Raw genomic sequence first — 19,887 nt, forward strand, 5'->3', positions numbered from 1 at the left:
AGAGGAATCGAAATTGATTATCCCTTCGCATCGCGAGCGTTTAATACGCTACTCATAGTTCCAGCGTGTGTCGTCAAAGTACCGTGCCCCGTCCGCCAAATAATGAAGCCCGCCAGTTACGGCGGGCTTCATAGCTATTGCGACGGTGATTTTGACAGACAATCAGGGGAATTTACGTAAGCGTTGCGTCGAAGACAACGTGGTTCATCCCAAGTAAGGTTGAGCCGTCGGGGCTCCAAGCCTCAAGAATCACGTCATACCGTCCGCCCGCAAGTTTATAATCTGCCGGTGTTGCATCAAACCAAGAGATATTCATGATATTCTGCGTAATGTGGCCCTGGGCATCGCCGCCGTCGTCACCGATTCTGTCAAATCCGTAACCATCGGTGACCTTTTTCCAACTGACCTGCGAGTCGCTATTATTAGGATTGGTTTTGGAAACCGACGGTTGTGCGACCAGCTCATAGACAACGAAATTTGAGCTTTGCGAACTGTCGTTGTCGATCTTCAGCAATATTTTGTAGTCGGATAGCGGCTTTTCCGTGGACTCGATCGAATAAGCAAATCTTTCATTGATCGCATCCGGCGTTGCTTTGAAGTGAACTAGGCCGTCTTGTTTGCTCAAGACGCCTGCACCGTGGTCGGCCACCCCAGATTTCCTGCCACTCAGTCCAAGATGAAGAGGGGTGCCACCTGGATTGATAGTTGCGATCGAGAAGTGATCTGCTGAGTTGCCCTTTCCTGCGTAAAGCGTATTATCAGTGAAGCTCGCAGCGCTAGTGTCTGAATTTCGTGATACATTAGAACTGACAGCAATTCGGACAGTATTTTCAGCCTCCAAGTAGCCTGCATTATTGTATGCTGAAAGTCTGATGTCATACGATCCAGCGGTGTCGAGAGTCGTACCCGTCTTGTTAGTGGCTTCGTTGATGTACGTTCGCAGTGGTTGAATGTTCTGAAGAGCGTCCTTGGAAGGGCTCGATGCATCATCGACGATCGCAACATAAGTGTTATTCACTTTGTCAAGGTCATTGATAACGCCATTTTTGTCGGCATCTAACACCCATTTGTAGTCGCTCTTCGTAGCCTCATCATTTTGCAGAATGAATATCAGGCCGTCGTTTTTCGTCGGAGTATTAGGGTTATTGTCGAAGAACAGTTTGTAAGTGTGGTTGCTGAGATCTAGGCCGCCATTCTTATACACCGAGTACGCAACGGCGAGATCTTCTGTTCCGATGTTGGCGAACTTGACAGCGTTATCCGCTAGTAAAGAACCGTCTTTTTCAATTCCGCCAAATCGATGGCGCACGCTCAGCCCCAGTTCTATGCCTGTAGCGGTGTCTGTTGTGGTGACAAAGCCTTTCGCCGAGTTGCCGGAGCCAACGTACATATTATCGAAGGCGTCCCGTGCGGCGATGGAGGTGTTCACTTTGATGATGTCTGTCGAAGCTGGCGGAGTTGGCCCGCCACCACCACCGCTACCGCCAGGCGTCTGACCTTCGCCCGGTGTTTGGCCGCCGGAGGCGCCGGGCAGGCCGGAATTGATGGAGGTCTGCACCTGGGCAGGGGTCGGGATCGAAGCCGGGTCGGTCGTTACCGTCTTGATGAAGGAGCGGGCGAAATCGGCGGCCGTCGTCCCGTTATATGCGGCGATTTCCGCCGGCGTATCGAGGCTGGCGGTGAAGACATTGGCGGCCGTCTCGCGGTTCTGCACCAGCGTCAGGTCGCTGCCCTTGGCGCCGTCCAGAATATTGATCGCGATGCTGCCGATGGTCTGCTTGCCGCTGGCGAGCTGCTGGGTGAAGAAGGCCAGGCCCGCGGCATCCGGCGCGCGGTCGAAGAGCGCCTGGTAAATGCTGGTGATGAGGGCCGTATCGGATTGACCGGCAAAACGGCCGGTGGCTTCCGGTAGCTTGGTCATCACGTCGATGATTTTGCCGAGATCGGCTCCGTTGTTGCTTTGCTGGGTCCAGTAGGCAAGGCCGGCCGGATCTGCCGGACGACCGAATATGGCCAGATAGACTCCTTGAATTGAAGCCATGGTGATTCTCCCGATTGTTCTACACGAATGACGTGCAGTCGGGCCGAAAACAGTTGTTTCCCCAAAAAGCTTTGGCCCACCTGCCTCTACAGTTAAGGGTAGAAATGGCAATTAATCAATCATTAAGATTAGCACTTGGTTAATTTTCGAATCGGTTACCGAACCTCGGGCCGACCTCGCACGCAGTTATGACTTTCATAATCTCTAAAGCATAAATGGCTAATCGTGCTCGGTGTGTTCTGTTGATATTTACGAAATGTTCCGCGCATGCAATTTCGGCTGGATGAACTATCACGTATGCGATCACTCTTCGTTCTCGCTGTCGCAATGCGCTGGGTTACCTCTCTCCGGTCCGCGGCAACAAAAAGGCCCGGCGAACCGGGCCTTGTGCATCCTAGAGGTCTTCGTAAATCAGGTGTGCCAGATGCCGGCCTTATAGTCGGGCAGCAAATGCGTCTGGTTTTCGGAACTCTCTGAGAAAACGCCAAGAAATGCTCTCTCGTCAGTCCATCGCCCAGCTTCTGGATCCAGTAGCTTCTGCCTGTATCTTCGCAGCCGAGGTTAGAACTCCGCCCATTCCCGGCGTTCGGCAGCCGCTCCGCCCATGGCTCTTGCCACCGCGCTCGTCATGCGATGCACGGCCGGCGCCGAGGATTGCCGGTCGCGGCCATCGACGGCGCGCAAGACGGACTGCTGGCGGATCTTGAACTGCGCGACCAGCCGGCCAAGGCTGTCCGCCTCGGCAGACAGCTTGTGCGTCGCGGCGGCCGTCTCCTCCACCATAGCGGCATTCTGCTGCGTCACCTGGTCCATCTGGTTGACGGCGGTGTTGACCTCGTGCAGCCCTGTCGACTGTTCCTGCGATGCATTGGCAATCGAATGGATGCGCTCGTTGATCTGCAACACGTAGCGTTCGATATCCGTGAGGGAGCTGCCCGTCTGCTCGACCAGAGCCACGCCCACCTGCACGCTCTCTCCCGATTTGGTGATCAGGTTCTTGATGTCCTTGGCAGCGGTAGCCGAGCGCTGGGCCAGTTCCCGCACCTCCTGGGCCACCACCGCAAAGCCCTTGCCCGCCTCGCCGGCACGGGCGGCTTCGACGCCGGCATTGAGCGCGAGCAGGTTCGTCTGGAAGGCGATCTCGTCAATGACATTGATGATCTGGGTGATCTCGCGCGAGGCGTTTTCAATATCTGCCATGGCCTTGATGGCGTCCGTCACAATGCGGGAGGACTGTTCGGTGCGCGCCTTGGCCTCACCGACCATCTTGCTTGCTTCCTGAGCACGATCTGTCGAATTGCGCACCACGGCGGTGATCTCGTCCAGCGCGGCAGAGGATTCTTCCAGGGCCGCGGCCTGCTGTTCCGTCCGCTTGGAAAGACTGTCGGAGGAATTGCGCAGTTCCGCACTGTTGGCGTTCAGGCTGTCGCTTGCAGAGCGGATGTCCTGGATCGTCCGCTCCAGATGAGCGACGGTGCCATTCACGTTCTTCTTCAGCTCGTCGAACACGCCCCGGAACTCGCCCTGCATGGACTGGGTCAGGTCACCTCCGGAGAGAAGTTTCATCACCCGGCTGGTTTCTGTCACGCCGATCTCGACCGAGGCCACCAGCTGATTGACGTTGCGCGCGAACTGGTTGAGGTTTTCGTCGCCGTAGTCCTTGGTGATCCGCTTGGAGAAATCTCCGTCGGCAGCCGAAGAGACGACGGTCGCCAGCCCCGATTGCAGCTCCTGGTTCTTCATCCTCATAGCCGTTTCCTGGGCGTTCATCCTTTGAACGTCCAGGCCGTTCTGCTTGAACACATTGACAGCCGCCGCCATGGCACCGATTTCGTCCGACCGGCCGGTGAAGGGAACCTCAACACTATAGTCGCCATCGGCCAGCGTGCCCATGACCTTGGTGACCTGAACGATGGGCCGGCTGATCTTGAAGGTCGCGACATAGATTGCCGCGCCCGCACCACCGACCACGCCCACGACGGTCGCCAGGATGATGATCAGCAATGCCGTCGCCTGAAACTCATGCATGGATTGCGACATGGCGGCCAGCTTTGCCTTGTCGGCATTCACGACATTATCGATTTCCTTCTGGAAGGCTTTGCGGTTGGCGCGATTGTCATCGGTATTGCCATGAGCATTGGCAGCCTCGCCTCCAATCTCGGTAGCCAGCCGAATAGTTTCAGTTCTGAAGATAGTGAAGGCTGCTGCGTTCTGTAGCAACTTATCGAAATCGGCCTTTTCTTCTGAAGGTATCACTTTTTGCCATTCCGCCAGAAGGGCATTCATATTCTCTAGTTGCTTGGCTGCTCCGGCCGCGAACGGCTTCGCTTCTTCTGTTCCTTCGGAGTTATAAGCGCCTCGCAACTCCATGACGACCGCCGTCACGATGCGGTTCAGGTGCTCGCCATACTGCGCACGCTTCGCTGCAAGCTCATACTCGGAGACATGGCCATCATATGCGTTCAGGGTGTAGGTACAGATTGCGCCGATGGAAATTGCAACGAACGCCATCGCCGCGACGAGTGCGAGAATTTTGCTCCGAATGCTCATGGACAGGTGCCTCCCATAGATAGGGCACCAAATTTGATGAAAAATATTTAAAACTTAGTGCACGCTAATCTTAGTCGCTCCCGCAGCTTAGCCTGATGTCACTGTTGCGAGCCAAAGAGGCCATCTTTCTGTGCGCTACTATAGTGGCCGGCGAACAGCGAGGGGTCGTCATACGAGTTGATCAGGGTTGTCACTGTAACCGCCGGATCTCAGTCGTGCTCCTTGTGCATGGCGCGGCTCCCGCAGGATCAGTCGCTGACCAAGCCGTCAGCCTTTAAGCTAGCCTTGATAATCTCCCGTTCGGCTTCAGATATGTCGCCACCTAGAGCGTCTTCCACAGCCAGACGTCTAAGGCGGGCCATTTCCAGCTTTTTGATTTCCTGGCGCATCTCCCAAAGGCGCAGCCCTTCTCGAATTATCTCGCTGTTCGATGCGTAGCTGCCGCTCTCAACCGCGGCGTCCATCATGGCAGCGTGATAGAGCGTCAGAGATACTGAAAAGTTGCGCATGGTCGGCGTTTTCATCGAACTGCTCCGAAAAAGTGGAAAATTTCAACAAGCTTGGGGCTTAATCAAGCTTCTCGTCAAGGCGGAATTGTCAGTGCGACTGATAGTGAATGTGATGCGGTGCTATAATGCTTAAGAAGGTCTTGGTCCTCAGTATTGCCGCGATCTTGTCACGCCAGCAATCTCGCGCGGCTGGAGCGAGGCAGGATACGAACTTGTTGTCCATGACATTCACGAGTTCACTCTGCCAATGCCAATGCCAATGCCAATGCCAATGCCAACCACTGCCACTGCCACTGCCACTGCAAAGCGTAGTAGGCGCGCTATTGGACGTTGAGCTCGACGTGCGCCAGCTCTTTTATCTTTCGGAAGGTTTGGACGCACATAACGTCCCGCATGTTTTCGTGACAGATCGCGTTGCCAGCGAGACAGGCTTTTGCCTGAACGACAAGCGGGAAAACACCAGCGCGATCGTCACCGCAATCATTTTTCAAAATGACGATGGACGTCGGCATTGAATGATCGCCGGTCGGATCGGCGATTGAACATGAAGCGTCTCTAATAAAAGCACGAAAATAGCAACTTACAGGGAATTTCTTCAGAACATTTTAATTGCGCTCCCACACTACTGAAGAACGATTTGTGGGAGTTTTCGGCATGTGTCGCTGGTTGAGTGTCTTCATTCTGTGGTTCTTTTGTTCGTCGGCGCATGCCGCCACTGAATGGCAAGTGAAAATGGCGACGCGACAGGTCACCTACACCGTTGACAAGAGCACTTGGCTACCAGTGAAAGCGGGAGACGTCATTCCTAACAAGGCATGGATTCAAACCGGCCCACGCGGGCGAGTACAATTGACCCGTGGCGAGGAAAGCGTGTTGTTTCAGCCCAACACAATGGCAGGCCTCACGACCACCGAAGGCTTTTTCACCAAGACTACCCAGATCTTTCAGCAGACGGGCACGCTCGATCTGGAAATCGAGAAGCGCAGCCGGCCACATACAACGGTGCAAACGCCATATCTAGCCGCCGTTGTGAAGGGCACAAGCTTCCGCGTATCGGTTGGTAAGCGATCTGCGAATGTATCGGTGGAAGAGGGTCTCGTTCAGGTAAATGCCTTCGCCAGTGGACAGTCCTCAAATGTTGGGCCCGGACAAAGTGCAGCAGTCGACAGAGATAGAGGAATGAGCGTCGGAGGTGCAACTTCTGCTCCGTCGATCTCCGTTGGCGAACCCAGCCCCGCGCGAGTTCGTGCTGCCGGCGCAACCGCGCTCGAAGGTCCAGCAGCAGCCTCTAGCGCAGCCTCGTCAAGCGGCGGCTCCATCTTCGGCGGCTATGCATCCAGCCCTACAGAGAATGCGGTAGGCAGTATAGGTGAGGCGAGCGAGCAGAGTGGCGAGCGGGGCGACAACGGACCTGACGGTGGCGGCAATGGAGGCGGCAACAGCGGACATGACGCCGGCAGCAATGGCAACGGCGGCAACGGGAACGGCGGCGGCAACGGGAACGGCGGCGGCAACGGGAACGGCGGCGGCAACGGGAACGGCGGCGGCAACGGGAACGGCGGCGGCAACGGGAACGGCGGCGGCAACGGGAACGGCGGCGGCAACGGGAACGGCGGCGGCAACGGGAACGGCGGCGGCAATGGGAACGGCGGCGGCAACGGGAACGGCGGCGGCAACGGGAACGGCGGCGGCAACGGGAACGGCGGCGGCAACGGGAACGGCGGCGGCAACGGGAACGGCGGCGGCAACGGGAACGGCGGCGGCAACGGGAACGGCGGCGGCAATGGGAACGGCGGCGGCAACGGGAACGGCGGCGGCAACGGGAACGGCGGCGGCAACGGGAACGGCGGCGGCAATGGGAACGGTGGCGGCAACGGGAACGGCGGCGGCAATGGGAACGGCGGCGGCAACGGGAACGGCGGCGGCAACGGGAACGGCGGCGGCAACGGGAACGGCGGCGGCAATGGGAACGGTGGCGGCAATGGGAACGGCGGCGGCAATGGGAACGGCGGCGGCAACGGGAACGGCGGCGGCAACGGGAACGACGGCGGCAACGGAAACGGCGGCGGCAACGGAAACGGCGGCGGCAACGGAAACGGCGGCGGCAACGGAAACGGCGGCGGTAAAGGGAAGTCCTGACGCTGCTCAGGAAATTGGCTAGCGGTAACGTCCTCTTACTCAATCAAGCATTTGCCAGTAAGGGGGCGTTAATGAGCCACATTTCGCTCCGATCCATTGAATGGTTGGGTCTCGCCAAAGCCGAATTGCCACGTGGCCGTTACGCAACTTCTAGCCAAAGGCTGAGTTAGCTGTCGGCAGAAGCAAAAGATGGCCTATATCTCCCAGACAACTGACCCTCGTACTCACTGGCGCAGTCGTGATTGCGCTAGCTGCCGGCTCTTTCTTTTGGGTGGTTGACGACCTGCCCTCAGGCGCGTCAATACGGGGGGAGGAGTCCTACGACCGAACGGCCGACAAGCCTCCAAGCGCGGTAGAGGATGAAAATAGTAATCCGGCGCTCAAGCAAGGCGGTCAAGCCAGCGACCAGCAGAACGGCGGATCGATACCAGCCGAAAGGTGAATATCGAGGACGCATTAGCGGCCGCACCACTTGTTGCCCTTGTTAGGCCACGCCTGGGCGAGACCCTCGCGTATGAGGACCTGCCCGGCATCTCTTCCGTCGGACAGGATCACCTCGACCAGGTCACGCTTGTCGCTGGTCCTGTCTTTCTCTCCAGAGTAGCGGATCCGGTATCCCCGCTCCATCAGAGCGATCAGCCGATTCTTCGCGGCCTCACCCATTTGTCGCTCTCGTTCGCATGCCGCACAGAAAGTCTCGGGCGCATCTATTTCCAGCATGCGGAGCTTTTTCCCCTTCTCCCAAAGCGTGTCACCATCGACGACACATGTCACCTTGCGCGCCGCGCGGTCGTCGCCTGTACACTCCTCAATGGCATATGAGGTCGTGGGTAGCAGCACAGCGATCATGACAACTATGATATGTCTCAAGAAGGGGTCCTTGGGCTGGAAGGTGAGGGGAAGCCCTAAATTATCAGAACAAAATCAATCACCGAAAATTTTCCCACACCTAGAGCGATTTTCTTTGTTTTGATTGAAGAATTCAGGATAAATAGCAGTCCTGCAGGGGTCGCCAATACTGCACTCAAATTATTGATTTCATTGAAGGTGCGACCGGCCGGGGATCTGGTCGATCGCTTGGGTGGGGGTTTGGCGGATTCAAGCGAATGCTCCCGCTACCGCGACGAAGGCCGTGACGGAAAGGATCTCCATGGGCACCGACGCGGCGAAGCCGAGCAGAAGGCCTCCTCTCTGGCCCTGGCTGGTGCTCCTGCTTGTCGTCCTTGTCGTGATCTTCGCCTATCACGAGACGCTGGATGTCCTTGCCGATCTGCGGCAGATGGGCGGTGATCTCGGCCAGCTGCTCGATTGGCCTCTGTCCCTCGTGAGGCAATGAGCGAGCAGACAGGGCGAGGCCGGCAAAGCCTGCCATCCGTTTTCAAGCCGGCTGTAACCTGACGACGTCCTCGGCGTGGCAGCCGTCACCCGCTTCAGGTTGATTTTCCAGGTTGTTCAACCAGCTGTTGACGTGGCAGCCATGCGGCCTTAGCCAAGCTGTCATCAGATGCAATGATCGGAGATAACCATGAACGAGCGCCGGCGAGACCTGTTTGATTTCATCTATCAGACGAACATGATGACGGGCACTCTGCGTGCCATCCTGTTCTTCATCGGATTTGCGATCCTCGGCGGGACCTTCTTCTACCTGATCGGCTGACCTTGGATCGTCAGGCACCCTGATCCGCGGCGCTACGGCAGCCTGCCGGGACATCCTGTTCCGGGATGTCGGTGACGGAGCGCAAAAAGCGAATGGCAAAGAGCGTCAGGCTCTCCGCCTGGGCTGCATCCCGCACCGGGTCAGCCCGCATGGCCTCCACCGCGGAGCGCAGTTCAAGCCGGCACCGGGTGCGGCCGAAGGGTTCGATGCGGTCCGGTCGGCTCAGCAGAAGCAGCACGGCATCGAAGACGCGATCCTGTTCAGCGGACGGCAGTGACTGAAACCTCGTCGTGTTGAACCGCTGCGTATCCGTCATCATCCCGCCCATCTGTGCCCGCTCTGGACCCCGATGTAAGCGATTCGATGGCGGTGAGAATTGCGTTATGTCAAATGCTGTTATGCTAAAATAGTTGGAGTCGCAGGCTGGCTCCCGCTATGCCTCTTGAATTCCCCGCGACCCGATGCCATCTAGCGATCATCACCCGTATCGACATCCTCCTGTCCCGGCATGGCCGGACGTTCGAGAATGTCCGGGTTCGGAAGGGCGCTCCCCGCAAGGGTCGAGCGCCCTTTTCTATATGTGGCATTGCTGGAGGAAAAGCGCCGTCTTGCCGTTCCGGCTCTGTGGCGCACAAGGTCAAGATAGCGTTGCCGCAAGGTGGGTGAGTCGATGACCCCGGAAATCCAGTCTTCCAGCAGGTCCTGCGCCGCGGGATCATCATCGAAATCTGCGCCGCGTTCGCGCAGGCGTGCAATCATGCACGCCGCAATGCCGCGCCTGTCTGTTGTCGTTGGCCTGTCTGGCTCTGGCCTGTCTGGCTCTGGCCCGTCTGTTACTGGCCCGTCTGTTACTGAACTGTCTGCTACGGGAATATCTGCCACTGGATGGAATGCCTTTCGCCTTGCATTGGCGAGATGGCCTGCGGGATGGGACGCAGGCGAAATCGCGCCATGCGGCGAAACGCGGATAGGCGTCAGAAGTTTCATTCCCTGCGTGAAAATCTGCAGCGGGAAGGAGGGAAGGACAAAGGAGAGGGAGGAGGGCGAGTCAGATGGGCGGGACGTTACCAGCCGCCGGTATGACGCCAGTAAATCAGGATAATGCCTGCCGCTGCAAAGATCGCCAGACGCGACAGGCTGCGGGACGTCAGCGAGCGTGGCGGCGCGGATTTTGCGACAGTGGCTTTTTCGATGCGCGGCTTCGATACGATTGTATTGGCCATTCTACCCGTCTTCTGATCGAGATCATGGATGACCGCGCGCCTGTCGAACGCGTCGGATGTCCAGGTGCCCTGCGGGCGGATCATGCGTCTTGCAGGCGCATTGAAGGCGCTGCACCACTGACATGGCGCAATATTTTCGCAAAACCAGTCCTAAGCAAGCGAATTTTCCAATCCGTGCCGTGTGGGCAGGACGGCATGGCATTCGCAGCGGCTCTGTTGCAAGGGAGTGACGCTCATCCACCGAGTGCCCCCGCAACGGGCATAAACTTTCCCGATGCCTGGGGCCAAATCAGCCTGGCTCCGCTACCAGTGCAGGCGAATTGACGTGATTCCCCCGGGCGTAGAACCCGGCCCGTTTTCCGCCACGTTGAGCGGAGAAGCGGCTGGCGGAAGGCCCGGTGCGAACAGGATCGAACGCAATGCGGACGGATGCATGAGACAGCAGCGGGGCAAGAACCCGGCCAGCGATAGCGGGACCACCAGGGTCCTGATGATGGGTGGCGCCATCAGTGACGCGCGGGCAAGGTCTGGCGCGGCTCGACGCGTCGGCTGCCGCCGGACCGGCCTTTCAGCGCTGGCTGGGCTGGCCGTGCTGACAGGCTTGCCGGCAGGGCTGGCGGCGCCGGCGATGGCCCTTGCCAATGAGGGGACGCTGATCTGGAATCCGACCAAGGCCTCCGATACCTCCTATCAGGCGCGGCTCGGTTCCCGCATTCCCGGCTATGCCTTTGCCTCGGCCGGCGTGGATGTCGGCCTGAACGCGCCCTCCAAGGGCGGCCGCATCGATGTGCCGGTCAAGCTGTGGGGACGCATTACGACCGAAGCCCTGCAGACCCCTGCCTATCAGCTGCGCCAGGATGTCGATCTCCATCTCGATGCCCTGAACGGCCATGCCATGGTGAAGGTCAGCGATCGCGACGTGGAGATCCTCAGCGGCGATCTGACCTTGGAGCTGACCCGCGATGTCAGCCTGCGTTATGATGGTGCCGCTGCGGCGTGGCAGGGGGTCGATGTCCGCCAGTCTATCCGCTGGACGGTTCCGCAGCAGGGTACGTCCCTGACGGCGCAGGTGGGGCTGATCAACAATTTCCAGCGGCTTGGCGGCGGGGTGACGCTTGAGCAGAAGCTCGGGCCGGCCATCAGCGTGAAAGGCCAAGTCGGCCAGGCAGCGGGCGAAGATGTCACGGCCAGCATCAGCGCGCGCTATACGATGCGCTGGTAGCATCCGGCATCGCATTGCCCCGTCCGGGGGTGCAGGCCCTGTCCGGGGTGGTGGAGACCCGTCGCGGTCTCCACCGTTTCGACCCTAGTGCAGGATCTGGCTGAGGAAGAGCTTGGTACGCTCGTGCTGCGGATTGTCGAAGAATTCGGCCGGCGCGTTCTGCTCGACGATCTGCCCCTGGTCCATGAAGATCACCCGATTGGCAACCTGGCGCGCAAACCCCATTTCATGGGTGACGCAGAGCATGGTCATGCCTTCCTCGGCAAGGCTCACCATGGTGTCGAGAACTTCCTTGACCATTTCCGGGTCCAGCGCCGAGGTAGGTTCGTCGAACAGCATGATCTTCGGCTTCATGCACAGCGAGCGGGCGATGGCGACACGCTGCTGCTGGCCGCCGGAAAGCTGGCCGGGATATTTATGCGCCTGTTCCGGAATCTTGACGCGTTCCAGATAGTGCATCGCCACCGCTTCGGCTTCCTTCTTCGGCATCTTGCGAACCCAGACCGGCGCCAGCGTGCAGTTTTCCAGGATCGTCAGATGCGGAAAGAGGTTGAAATGCTGGAAGACCATGCCGACTTCCCGGCGGACCTCGTCGATCTTCTTCAGGTCGTTGGTCAGCTCGATATTGTCGACGATGATCTGGCCCGACTGGTGCTCTTCCAGGCGGTTGATGCAGCGGATCATCGTCGACTTGCCCGAACCGGATGGCCCGGCCACGACGATGCGCTCGCCGCGCATGACCGTCAGGTCGATATCGCGCAGCACGTGGAAATCGCCGTACCATTTGTTGAGCTTGGTGATCTGGATGGCCACATCGGTGCTGGAAACCGGCATGGGCTGCTGCTGAGTTAAGATTGCAGACATGGGTTCAATCCTATTCGTTTAATGCTTGTGGCCGGTGTCGAGATGCCGCTCCATGAAGAGCGAATAGCGGGACATGGCAAAGCAGAAGATCCAGAAGACAAAGCCGGCAAAGACATAACCGGTCATCGGGGTAACCGGCGTCGACCAGTTGGCGTCCGACTGGTTGAGCGTCACGATGCCCAAGAGATCGAACATGCCGATAATGTAGACGAGCGAGGTGTCCTTGAAGAGACCGATGAAGGTGTTGACGATGCCGGGAATGACCAGCTTGATGGCCTGCGGCAGGATGATCAGCCGCGTCTTCTGCCAATAGCTGAGGCCGAGCGAGTCGGCGCCCTCGAACTGTCCCTTGGGAATGGCCTGCAGCCCGCCGCGGATCACTTCGGCCATATAGGCCGAGGAAAACAGCGACACGCCGACCAGCGCCCGCAGCAGCTTGTCGAAGGTCCAGCCATCGGGGAGGAAAAGCGGCAGCATGACGCTTGCCATGAACAGGACGGTGATCAGCGGGATGCCGCGAATGACCTCGATGAAGAGGACGCACAGCATCTTGATGACCGGCATGTTCGACCGCCGCCCCAGGGCCAGCAGGATGCCGAAGGGCAGTGACACGGTAATGCCGAAGAAGGACAGGATCAGGGTGACCATGAGGCCGCCCCACAGCTGGGTTTCGACCGGCTGCAGACCGAAACCGCCGCCCAGCAGGAAGAAGGCGATGACCGGCAGGACGATGAACAGCGCCAGGGCATTCCACCCCTTCAGCGGCGCCTTCGGCATCAGCATGGGGATCAGCAGGGCCACGAACAGCACCATGACCAGCATGGGGCGCCAATAAAGGTCGCGTGGGTAGCGGCCGAAGATGAACTGCTCGAATTTTGCCGAGACAAAGGCCCAGCAGGCGCCGGATTGGCCATCCGGCAGAACCCCGCCCTGCGACACCGTTGCGCAGGCCGTCCGGTCCGCGCCGCTCCAGGTCGCGTCGATGAACAGCCACTGGATGATGCCGGGCAGGGTATAGACGAGCAGTGCCAGCGCCAGGATCGTCATGATCGTGTCGCCAACCGTCGCGAAAAGATTGTGCCGCAACCAGTGGACCGGGCCGACCTGGCTCGATGGGGCCGGCTGGGCGGGCGCCATCTGCAGGCGCACGAAGGAAGAGTCGGTATGCGCCATATTATCTCTCCACCAGGGCCATCTTGGCGTTGAACCAGTTCATGAACAGTGCGGTGGTGACGGAGATCGACAGGTAGATCACAAGCCACAGCGCGACGATTTCCACAGCCTGGCCGGTCTGGTTCAGCATGGTCCCGCCAACAGCCACCACGTCGGCAAAGCCGACGGCAACCGCGAGCGAGGAGTTCTTCGTCAGGTTCAGATACTGGCTGGTCAGCGGCGGAATGATGATCCGCATGGCCTGCGGGATGATCACCAGCCTTGTGGTGACGGAAGGCCGGATGCCGAGCGCGCTTGCCGCTTCCGTCTGGCCCTTGGGCACGGCCATGATCCCGCCGCGGACGATCTCGGCGATGAAGGATGCGGTGTAGAAGGACAGCGCCAGGAAGAGGGAGATGAATTCCGGGCCGATGGAACTGCCGCCGGTCAGGTTGAAGCGCCCGGCGATCGGATAGTCGAAGGAGAGCGGCGTCCCGAGCGCGAGATAGGTCAGGGTGGGCAGGCCGATGATCAGGCCGACCGCCGTCCAGCCGGAGCGGAACTGCTTGCCGGTGGCGGCCTGGCGCCGACGCCCCCAGCGGAAGATGATGAACGATGCGACGACCGCCACGATGAAGGCGAGCCCGATCAGCCAGGCATCGCTGCCCCAGACGGCTCTCGGGAAGAAGAAGCCGCGATTGTTGAGATAGGAGAAGAGCGGCAATTCGATCGAATCGCGCGCTTGCGGCAGGACCGCGATCACACCCTTGTACCAGAACAGGATGACGAGCAGCGGCGGGATATTGCGGAAGATTTCCACATAGACCTGGGCCAGACGCGCGATCAGCCAGTTCCGCGACAGCCGCGCAATGCCGACGATAAAGCCGATGATGGAGGCCGTGATGATACCGAAGATCGCCACCTGCAGCGTGTTGAGCAGGCCGACGATCAGCGCGCGGCCATAGGTGGAATCGCTGCTATAGGGGATCAGGGTCTGGGCGATGTCGAAGCCGGCCCGCCCTTCCAGAAAACCGAAGCCGGACGCGATATTCGCCTTGGCCAGGTTGTTGATGGTGTTTTGCGTGATCGTCCAGACGAAGAGCGCGACGAGCGCGACGGTGAGCACCTGATAGAAGATCCCCCGCACTTTGGGATCATAGATGAGCGATGATGTGGATGATCGTGGTTTTTGCTGTTTTGCCAAATTCAGCGCGAAGCCTGCCATAGGCCGCTTTCCCTCTGTTCTTGCTCTTTTGAGCTTGTTCTTGGTTCTCGCTCATTCGAGCTTGTTGCTGCCCGTTACGGGTTCTGGTTCTCTGATACGTTGAAAGGCGAGGTTTACCCCCGCCTTTCAAGTTTTCCATATCTGGAAAGGCGACTAGCGGATCGGCGGAGCGTATTGCAGGCCGCCCTTGGTCCACAATGCGTTGAGGCCGCGCTCAATCTTGATCTGCGTTTCCGGGCCGAGGTTACGGGCGAAGACTTCGCCGTAATTGCCGACCATTTTCACGACATTGTAGGCCCATTCGTTGGAGACGCCGAGATCGGTGCCGATCTTGGTGCCTTCTTCGGAGCCGAGCATGCGCTTGATGTCCGGACCGCCGCTGGCCTTCATGTCGTCGATGTTCTTGGAGGTGATGCCGAGTTCTTCGGCGCCCACCATGGCGTAATGGACCCAGCTGACGAGGTCGAACCACTGGTCGTCGCCCTGGCGAACGGCCGGTCCGAGCGGCTCCTTGGAGATGACTTCCGGCAGAACCATGTTGTCATCCGGGTTCTTCATCTTCAGACGTACGGCATAAAGGCCGGACTGGTCGGTGGTGTAGACGTCGCAACGGCCCGAATCATAGGCGCTCGTCGCATCGGCTTCCTTTTCGAAGACGACCGGATTGTACTGCAGGTTGTTCGCCTTGAAGTAATCCGCGAGGTTGAGTTCGGTCGTCGTACCCTGCTGAACGCAGACGGCTGCGCCGGAGAGTTCGAGAGCCGACTTCACGTTCAGGCTCTTCTTCACCATGAAGCCCTGGCCGTCATAGTAGTTGACGGTGCGGAAGTTGAAGCCGAGCGAGGTATCGCGGCTGACCGTCCAGGTCGTGTTACGCGTCAGGACATCCACTTCGCCCGACTGCAGGGCCGGGAAACGGTCCTTGCTGGACAGAGCGACGAACTTCGCCTTGGACGGATCGCCGAAGACGGCTGCAGCAATGCCGCGGCAGTAATCGACGTCGATGCCGGACCAGTCACCCTTGTCGTTGGGGTTCGAGAAACCTGGAATACCCTGGCTGACGCCGCAGGTCACAACGCCCCGTGCTTTCACGTCGTCAAGCGTGGCAGCGGATGCAGCCGAGGCAGCGCCAAGAGCTGCCGCGCCAATCGCGGCTGACAGAATCGTCTTCTTCATTTTCCCAACCTTTGTCTGTTTTTTTAAATCGACCCATAGTCCCGGCACCGCGCCTGTTTTCCTCGGTCGGCGGGGACCGCTCGCGTGAGGCCTCCCTGACGAGCTGGCCGTATCACAGTCGCAAATATGTGCAGGGTCAAGCCTCGCCTGAAAATTTTGCGCCTTAAATCAGACAAATTGTCGTTTACTGGTGATATATCAGGCAAAGCCTGCGTATTTGTGCAGGCGCTGATCAAGTCTTGACCACAGAGGACTGTGGATCGGCTTGCCGCAAGCCGGATTGTGACAGTATCGGCCTCGCCGTGACGGTTGGACGGCCACCGCATTCCTCATCCTGCCGGGTTGACGACCGCCACCGGCGGCTCCACAAAACAGCTGTTGTTTATTGGAAAGCCCGCCTTGCGATGAAAAGACAGAAAACCCTCTCTCTCGACGAATCCGGTCCGAATACCCGCCTTGCCCATCTCGGCCACGATCCGCAGGATTATTTCGGCTTCGTCAATCCTCCGGTCGTGCATGCCTCCACGGTCCTCTTTCCCGACAGCCGGACCATGGAAACCCGCGCCCAGCCCTATACATACGGGACCCGCGGCACGCCGACCACCGACGCCCTCTGCGAGGCGCTCAATGCTCTGGAGGGCGCGGCGGGAACCATATTGGTGCCGTCCGGCCTTGCCGCCATCACCGTTCCATTTCTCGCCTATCTTTCGGCCGGCGATCACGCGCTGATCGTCGATTCGGTCTATTCGCCGTGCCGGCAATTCTGCGATACCATGCTGAAGCGCCTGGGCGTCGAGATCGACTATTACGATCCCGCTATCGGTGCCGGCATAGAGCAGCTCATCCGTCCCAATACGCGCCTCGTTCACACCGAAGCGCCCGGTTCGAACACGATGGAAATGCAGGATATCCGCGCCATCGCCGATGCGGCTCACCGCCATGATTGCGTGGTAACCATCGACAATACATGGGCAACGCCGCTCTTCTTCCGGGCGCTCGATTTCGGTGCGGACGTCTCCATCCATGCCACGACCAAATATCCCTCCGGCCATTCGGACATCGTCATGGGATCGGTCTCGGCCAATGCCAGGCACTGGCCCAAACTGCTGGAGGCGCAGTTGACGCTTGGCATTTGCGGCTCGCCGGATGATTCCTATCAGATCCTGCGTGGCCTGCGCACCATGGGCGTTCGTCTGGCGCATCATCAGGCCAGCGCCTTGGAAATCGCCCGCTTCCTGGAGGCGCGTGAGGATGTGGCGCGGGTGCTGCATCCGGCGCTGGAGAGCTTTCCCGGCCACGCGATCTGGAAGCGCGATTTCAAGGGCGCCAGCGGCGTCTTTTCCTTCGTCCTGAAAGTCGACGCGCCCGAGCAGTTCAAGAAGAAGGCGCACGCCTTCCTCGACGCCCTGTCCTTCTTCGGGCTCGGCTATTCCTGGGGTGGCTATGAAAGCCTTGCCGTGCACGTCAATCTGCAGGACCGCACAATCTGCAAGGCGCCCAAGGAGGGGCCGGTGATCCGGCTTCAGATCGGTCTTGAGGATGTCGAGGATCTCAAGCGAGACCTTGAGAATGGCTTTGCCGCCGCCGCTGCCGTCTGATCAGGTTCCGCATCCCATCACGCATCGCCTGAGGCGTGACGCGCCGCACGAGGTTACGCCTCACGCGACGCCTCAGGAGCCGCGATCATAGCCGTAGAGCCAATCGAGATCCGCCGCCAGCGCCTGCGGCGGACGCAAGGCAAGAACGACGTCGCGGCCAAGTCGCATGGGGCCGCGCAGATGGTAGGCAAAGCGGTTGAACTGGCCACGCCGGCGGACCCGCTCCACCCGTGGCTTGCGGATGGCTTCGTAGGAGACGAGCGCCTCGGCAAGCGTCGGGCATTGGCTCACCTGACGCGCCAGTTCCATCGCATCCTCGATCGCCATGGCCGCGCCCTGGGCGGCGAAGGGCATCATCGCATGCGCGGAATCGCCGATCAGCACCTTGCTCTCCCCATCGTGCCATCGCCCGTCGCTGACCTGGTAGAGCGGCCAGAATTTCGCATCATGCGCGCGTCTCAGCATCTCGACGATCTGCGGATTCCACTGCCGGAACTGTCGCAGCAGCATGCTGCGTTCCGCCGCCGTGGCGCTCGCGTCCCAGGTTTCGCCCGGGGTCACACCGCTGGCAATCGCCACAACGTTGAAACCGCCGGCTTCCCTCAGCGGATAGCAGATGATGTGCGCCGACGGACCGAGAAAGGCGGTGACCGAATCGGGCGGCAGGAATCGTGGTGCGTCGCTGGCATCCAGCATGAAGCGCCAGGCGACATTATGCGAGAAATCGGGCTCCGGCGGGGAGGGGATGGCCTCTCGCAGGCTTGACCAGACACCGTCTGCCCCGACGATCAGCTCCGGGCGCTCGCCGGTTTCGGCTGCGATCTCCTCGGTGGTTCCGGTCCTGATCCGCCTGCCGAGATTGAGCGTGCAGAGCGGCTGGTCCTCCACGGCCTGGCTCAGCGCATTCTGCAGGCTGTAGCGATGCAGCACGCCGTAAGGCGCCTTCCAGCGCTGCCGCGCGACTGTCCCGACCGGCACATGCGCAATATGGCCGAGTGTACGGCCGGAAGCGAGCGAGATCCGCTCCGGCTCCGTCCAGACCGCCTCGATGCGATCCAGCACGCCCAGCGCGTCGAGAATGCGAGAGGCATTGGGCGAAATCTGCAGGCCTGCGCCGACCTGCGCGAGGTAGGGCGCCTGTTCGAAAATCTGGACGCGGATGCCGCGCTTGGACAGTGCGAGCGCCGCTGTCAGGCCCGCCATACCGGCGCCGATGATGGCGGCACTCTTGATGCTCATGGCAATCCTTGCGCCTAGGCGGCCTTTACATGAAAGACACAGCCGGCAGGCACGGTCTCGTCCGCCTTCAGCGCCGGGTTATAGCGGTAAAGCGTCGAACAATAGGAACAGACCTTCTCATTGTCGTCGCCCATGTCGATATAGATGTGCGGATGGTCGAAAGGCACATTCGCTCCGGTGCACATGAATTCCTTCACGCCGACCTCGATCACCCGGTGGCCGCCGTCGTTCTGGAAATGGGGGATACCGTGTCCGGCCATTATCGTCTCCAATGCTTTGAATTTCTGCCGCGGACATTATAGAGGCGGGGGTTGAAAGTGTAGTGCCAAGACGGTGCGGCGGGTTAAAAAAATCGGCCCGTCCGCAACAGGCGGGTGGTTTCGAGACCGGATCGCCAGGGCCGGCCAGGACCAAAGCAGGGACGGACGGCATCGAACAGCACCCATGCCAGGGCCGGCAGGACCGGACATCAGCGTGGCGGATCGCAGAGCAGGGAAGCAGCAGGATGAACTTGAACACACCGAAATACTCGACCTTTACGCATCAAGGCCTCAACCTTGCCTATTTCGATGAGGGAACGGCGTCAGGCGATGCCATTCTGCTCATTCACGGCTTTGCCTCCACGGCGAATGTCAACTGGGTGCATCCCGGCTGGCTGAAGGTGCTGGGCGAGGCGGGCTACCGGGTGATCGCGCTCGACAATCGCGGCCATGGCGCAAGCGACAAGCCAGCCGATGCGGAGGCTTACCGGCCATGGATCATGGCCGAGGATGCCGTCGCCCTGCTCGATCACCTCGATCTGCCGAACGCGCATCTGATGGGCTATTCGATGGGTGCGCGCATCGCCACATTCGCAGCGCTCGCGCATCAGGAGCGTGTCCGCTCCCTCGTGCTGGGCGGCCTGGGGATCGGCATGACGGACGGCGTGGGCGACTGGGATCCGATCGCCGACGCCCTCCTGGCGCCCTCGCTCGACGCCGTGACGCATGAGCGCGGCCGGATGTTTCGCGCCTTTGCCGACCAGACCAGGAGTGATCGCCAGGCGCTTGCCGCCTGCATCCGCGGATCGCGCGATCTCGTAACGCGTGCCGATATGGCGCGCATCACCGTGCCGACCTTGATCGGCGTCGGCACCAGGGACGATATCGCCGGCTCTGCGCAGGAACTGGCAGCCTTGATGCCGAACGCGCAGGCGCTCGACATCCCCAATCGGGATCATATGCTGGCGGTGGGAGACCGGGTGTTCAAGGCTGCCGTGCTCGATTTCCTGGCCGGGCAGACCGCGGCGTGAG

Annotated in this window: 21 protein-coding genes and 1 pseudogene; 8 read left to right on the plus strand and 14 right to left on the minus strand. The window is 59.8% G+C overall.

What is annotated here, in order from left to right:
- Positions 1–172: 172 nt before the first annotated feature.
- The 3 genes from QTJ18_RS12220 to QTJ18_RS12230 all read right to left on the minus strand — a co-directional run bounded on the left by QTJ18_RS12220 (position 173) and on the right by QTJ18_RS12230 (position 5,115).
- Positions 173–2,041 (minus strand): DUF4214 domain-containing protein, encoded by a 1,869-nt coding sequence (locus QTJ18_RS12220; RefSeq protein WP_252754890.1) that lies wholly within the window; start codon positions 2,039–2,041, stop codon positions 173–175.
- 561 nt (positions 2,042–2,602) lie between these two features.
- Entirely contained in the window at positions 2,603–4,591 is a 1,989-nt protein-coding gene (locus QTJ18_RS12225) for a methyl-accepting chemotaxis protein (protein WP_301557803.1), read from the minus strand.
- 248 nt (positions 4,592–4,839) lie between these two features.
- Positions 4,840–5,115 carry a ribbon-helix-helix domain-containing protein gene (locus QTJ18_RS12230; RefSeq protein ID WP_225246499.1) on the minus strand — a complete coding sequence of 92 codons (276 nt, stop codon included), beginning with the start codon at positions 5,113–5,115 and terminating at the stop codon, positions 4,840–4,842.
- A 308-nt stretch (positions 5,116–5,423) separates the two neighbouring features.
- Between QTJ18_RS12230 and QTJ18_RS12235 the strand changes: the two genes are divergently transcribed.
- The 3 genes and pseudogenes from QTJ18_RS12235 (at position 5,424) to QTJ18_RS12245 (ending at position 7,261) form a co-directional block, all read left to right on the plus strand.
- Positions 5,424–5,615, plus strand: coding sequence for a hypothetical protein (locus tag QTJ18_RS12235; RefSeq protein WP_252755604.1), 192 nt, complete (start codon positions 5,424–5,426; stop codon positions 5,613–5,615).
- A gap of 217 nt (positions 5,616–5,832) precedes the next feature.
- Positions 5,833–6,144, plus strand: a pseudogene (locus QTJ18_RS12240) (FecR family protein); the annotation flags it as partial.
- Between the two features lie 403 nt (positions 6,145–6,547).
- Entirely contained in the window at positions 6,548–7,261 is a 714-nt protein-coding gene (locus tag QTJ18_RS12245; RefSeq protein WP_301557817.1) for a hypothetical protein, read from the plus strand.
- A 434-nt stretch (positions 7,262–7,695) separates the two neighbouring features.
- On the opposite strand, the gene QTJ18_RS12250 is transcribed toward QTJ18_RS12245, so the two are convergent.
- Positions 7,696–8,109, minus strand: a complete 414-nt coding sequence (locus tag QTJ18_RS12250; protein ID WP_225246000.1) for a thermonuclease family protein — start codon at positions 8,107–8,109, stop codon at positions 7,696–7,698.
- Between the two features lie 280 nt (positions 8,110–8,389).
- Between QTJ18_RS12250 and QTJ18_RS12255 the strand changes: the two genes are divergently transcribed.
- Positions 8,390–8,575 (plus strand): hypothetical protein, encoded by a 186-nt coding sequence (locus QTJ18_RS12255; protein WP_252754695.1) that lies wholly within the window; start codon positions 8,390–8,392, stop codon positions 8,573–8,575.
- Positions 8,576–8,764: 189 nt separating this feature from the next.
- Positions 8,765–8,896 (plus strand): hypothetical protein, encoded by a 132-nt coding sequence (locus QTJ18_RS12260; RefSeq protein ID WP_289852176.1) that lies wholly within the window; start codon positions 8,765–8,767, stop codon positions 8,894–8,896.
- A 10-nt stretch (positions 8,897–8,906) separates the two neighbouring features.
- Here QTJ18_RS12260 and QTJ18_RS12265 read toward each other — a convergent pair whose 3' ends face one another.
- From QTJ18_RS12265 to QTJ18_RS12275, 3 genes are all read right to left on the minus strand, one after another.
- The gene (locus QTJ18_RS12265; RefSeq protein WP_252754694.1) at positions 8,907–9,215 is read right to left on the minus strand and encodes a hypothetical protein; all 309 of its coding nucleotides are present in this window, start codon (positions 9,213–9,215) and stop codon (positions 8,907–8,909) included.
- Between the two features lie 149 nt (positions 9,216–9,364).
- Entirely contained in the window at positions 9,365–9,655 is a 291-nt protein-coding gene (locus QTJ18_RS12270; RefSeq protein WP_252754693.1) for a hypothetical protein, read from the minus strand.
- A gap of 305 nt (positions 9,656–9,960) precedes the next feature.
- Positions 9,961–10,203, minus strand: a complete 243-nt coding sequence (locus tag QTJ18_RS12275; RefSeq protein WP_252754692.1) for a hypothetical protein — start codon at positions 10,201–10,203, stop codon at positions 9,961–9,963.
- Between the two features lie 349 nt (positions 10,204–10,552).
- Between QTJ18_RS12275 and QTJ18_RS12280 the strand changes: the two genes are divergently transcribed.
- The gene (locus QTJ18_RS12280; protein WP_252754691.1) at positions 10,553–11,341 is read left to right on the plus strand and encodes a hypothetical protein; all 789 of its coding nucleotides are present in this window, start codon (positions 10,553–10,555) and stop codon (positions 11,339–11,341) included.
- A gap of 84 nt (positions 11,342–11,425) precedes the next feature.
- Here the strand turns inward: QTJ18_RS12280 and QTJ18_RS12285 are convergent, their stop codons facing one another.
- From QTJ18_RS12285 to QTJ18_RS12305, 5 genes are all read right to left on the minus strand, one after another.
- Positions 11,426–12,175 (minus strand): amino acid ABC transporter ATP-binding protein, encoded by a 750-nt coding sequence (locus QTJ18_RS12285; RefSeq protein ID WP_252754714.1) that lies wholly within the window; start codon positions 12,173–12,175, stop codon positions 11,426–11,428.
- Between the two features lie 48 nt (positions 12,176–12,223).
- Positions 12,224–13,378 carry an amino acid ABC transporter permease gene (locus QTJ18_RS12290; RefSeq protein ID WP_252754690.1) on the minus strand — a complete coding sequence of 385 codons (1,155 nt, stop codon included), beginning with the start codon at positions 13,376–13,378 and terminating at the stop codon, positions 12,224–12,226.
- A gap of 1 nt (position 13,379) precedes the next feature.
- Positions 13,380–14,504 (minus strand): amino acid ABC transporter permease, encoded by a 1,125-nt coding sequence (locus QTJ18_RS12295; protein WP_489667256.1) that lies wholly within the window; start codon positions 14,502–14,504, stop codon positions 13,380–13,382.
- A 7-nt stretch (positions 14,505–14,511) separates the two neighbouring features.
- Complete coding sequence (locus QTJ18_RS12300; protein ID WP_289852185.1) at positions 14,512–14,637, minus strand: hypothetical protein; 126 nt, start codon at positions 14,635–14,637, stop codon at positions 14,512–14,514.
- A 98-nt stretch (positions 14,638–14,735) separates the two neighbouring features.
- The gene (locus QTJ18_RS12305) at positions 14,736–15,758 is read right to left on the minus strand and encodes an amino acid ABC transporter substrate-binding protein (RefSeq protein WP_252754689.1); all 1,023 of its coding nucleotides are present in this window, start codon (positions 15,756–15,758) and stop codon (positions 14,736–14,738) included.
- 404 nt (positions 15,759–16,162) lie between these two features.
- Here QTJ18_RS12305 and QTJ18_RS12310 point away from each other — a divergent pair, with 404 nt between their 5' ends.
- Positions 16,163–17,356: a cystathionine beta-lyase gene (locus tag QTJ18_RS12310; RefSeq protein WP_252754688.1), complete on the plus strand. Its 1,194-nt coding sequence runs from the start codon at positions 16,163–16,165 to the stop codon at positions 17,354–17,356.
- A 72-nt stretch (positions 17,357–17,428) separates the two neighbouring features.
- Here the strand turns inward: QTJ18_RS12310 and QTJ18_RS12315 are convergent, their stop codons facing one another.
- Entirely contained in the window at positions 17,429–18,595 is a 1,167-nt protein-coding gene (locus tag QTJ18_RS12315) for an FAD-dependent oxidoreductase (protein WP_252754687.1), read from the minus strand.
- Positions 18,596–18,609: 14 nt separating this feature from the next.
- A complete protein-coding gene (locus tag QTJ18_RS12320; RefSeq protein ID WP_252754686.1) occupies positions 18,610–18,855 on the minus strand; it encodes a zinc-finger domain-containing protein in 246 nt (81 codons plus the stop codon).
- Positions 18,856–19,100: 245 nt separating this feature from the next.
- On the opposite strand from QTJ18_RS12320, the gene QTJ18_RS12325 reads away from it, so the two are divergent.
- Positions 19,101–19,886 carry an alpha/beta fold hydrolase gene (locus QTJ18_RS12325; protein WP_252754685.1) on the plus strand — a complete coding sequence of 262 codons (786 nt, stop codon included), beginning with the start codon at positions 19,101–19,103 and terminating at the stop codon, positions 19,884–19,886.
- Position 19,887 lies beyond the last annotated feature (1 nt).

This window comes from Rhizobium sp. SSA_523 (assembly GCF_030435705.1).
In the GTDB taxonomy this organism is placed as follows: Bacteria; Pseudomonadota; Alphaproteobacteria; order Rhizobiales; family Rhizobiaceae; genus Neorhizobium.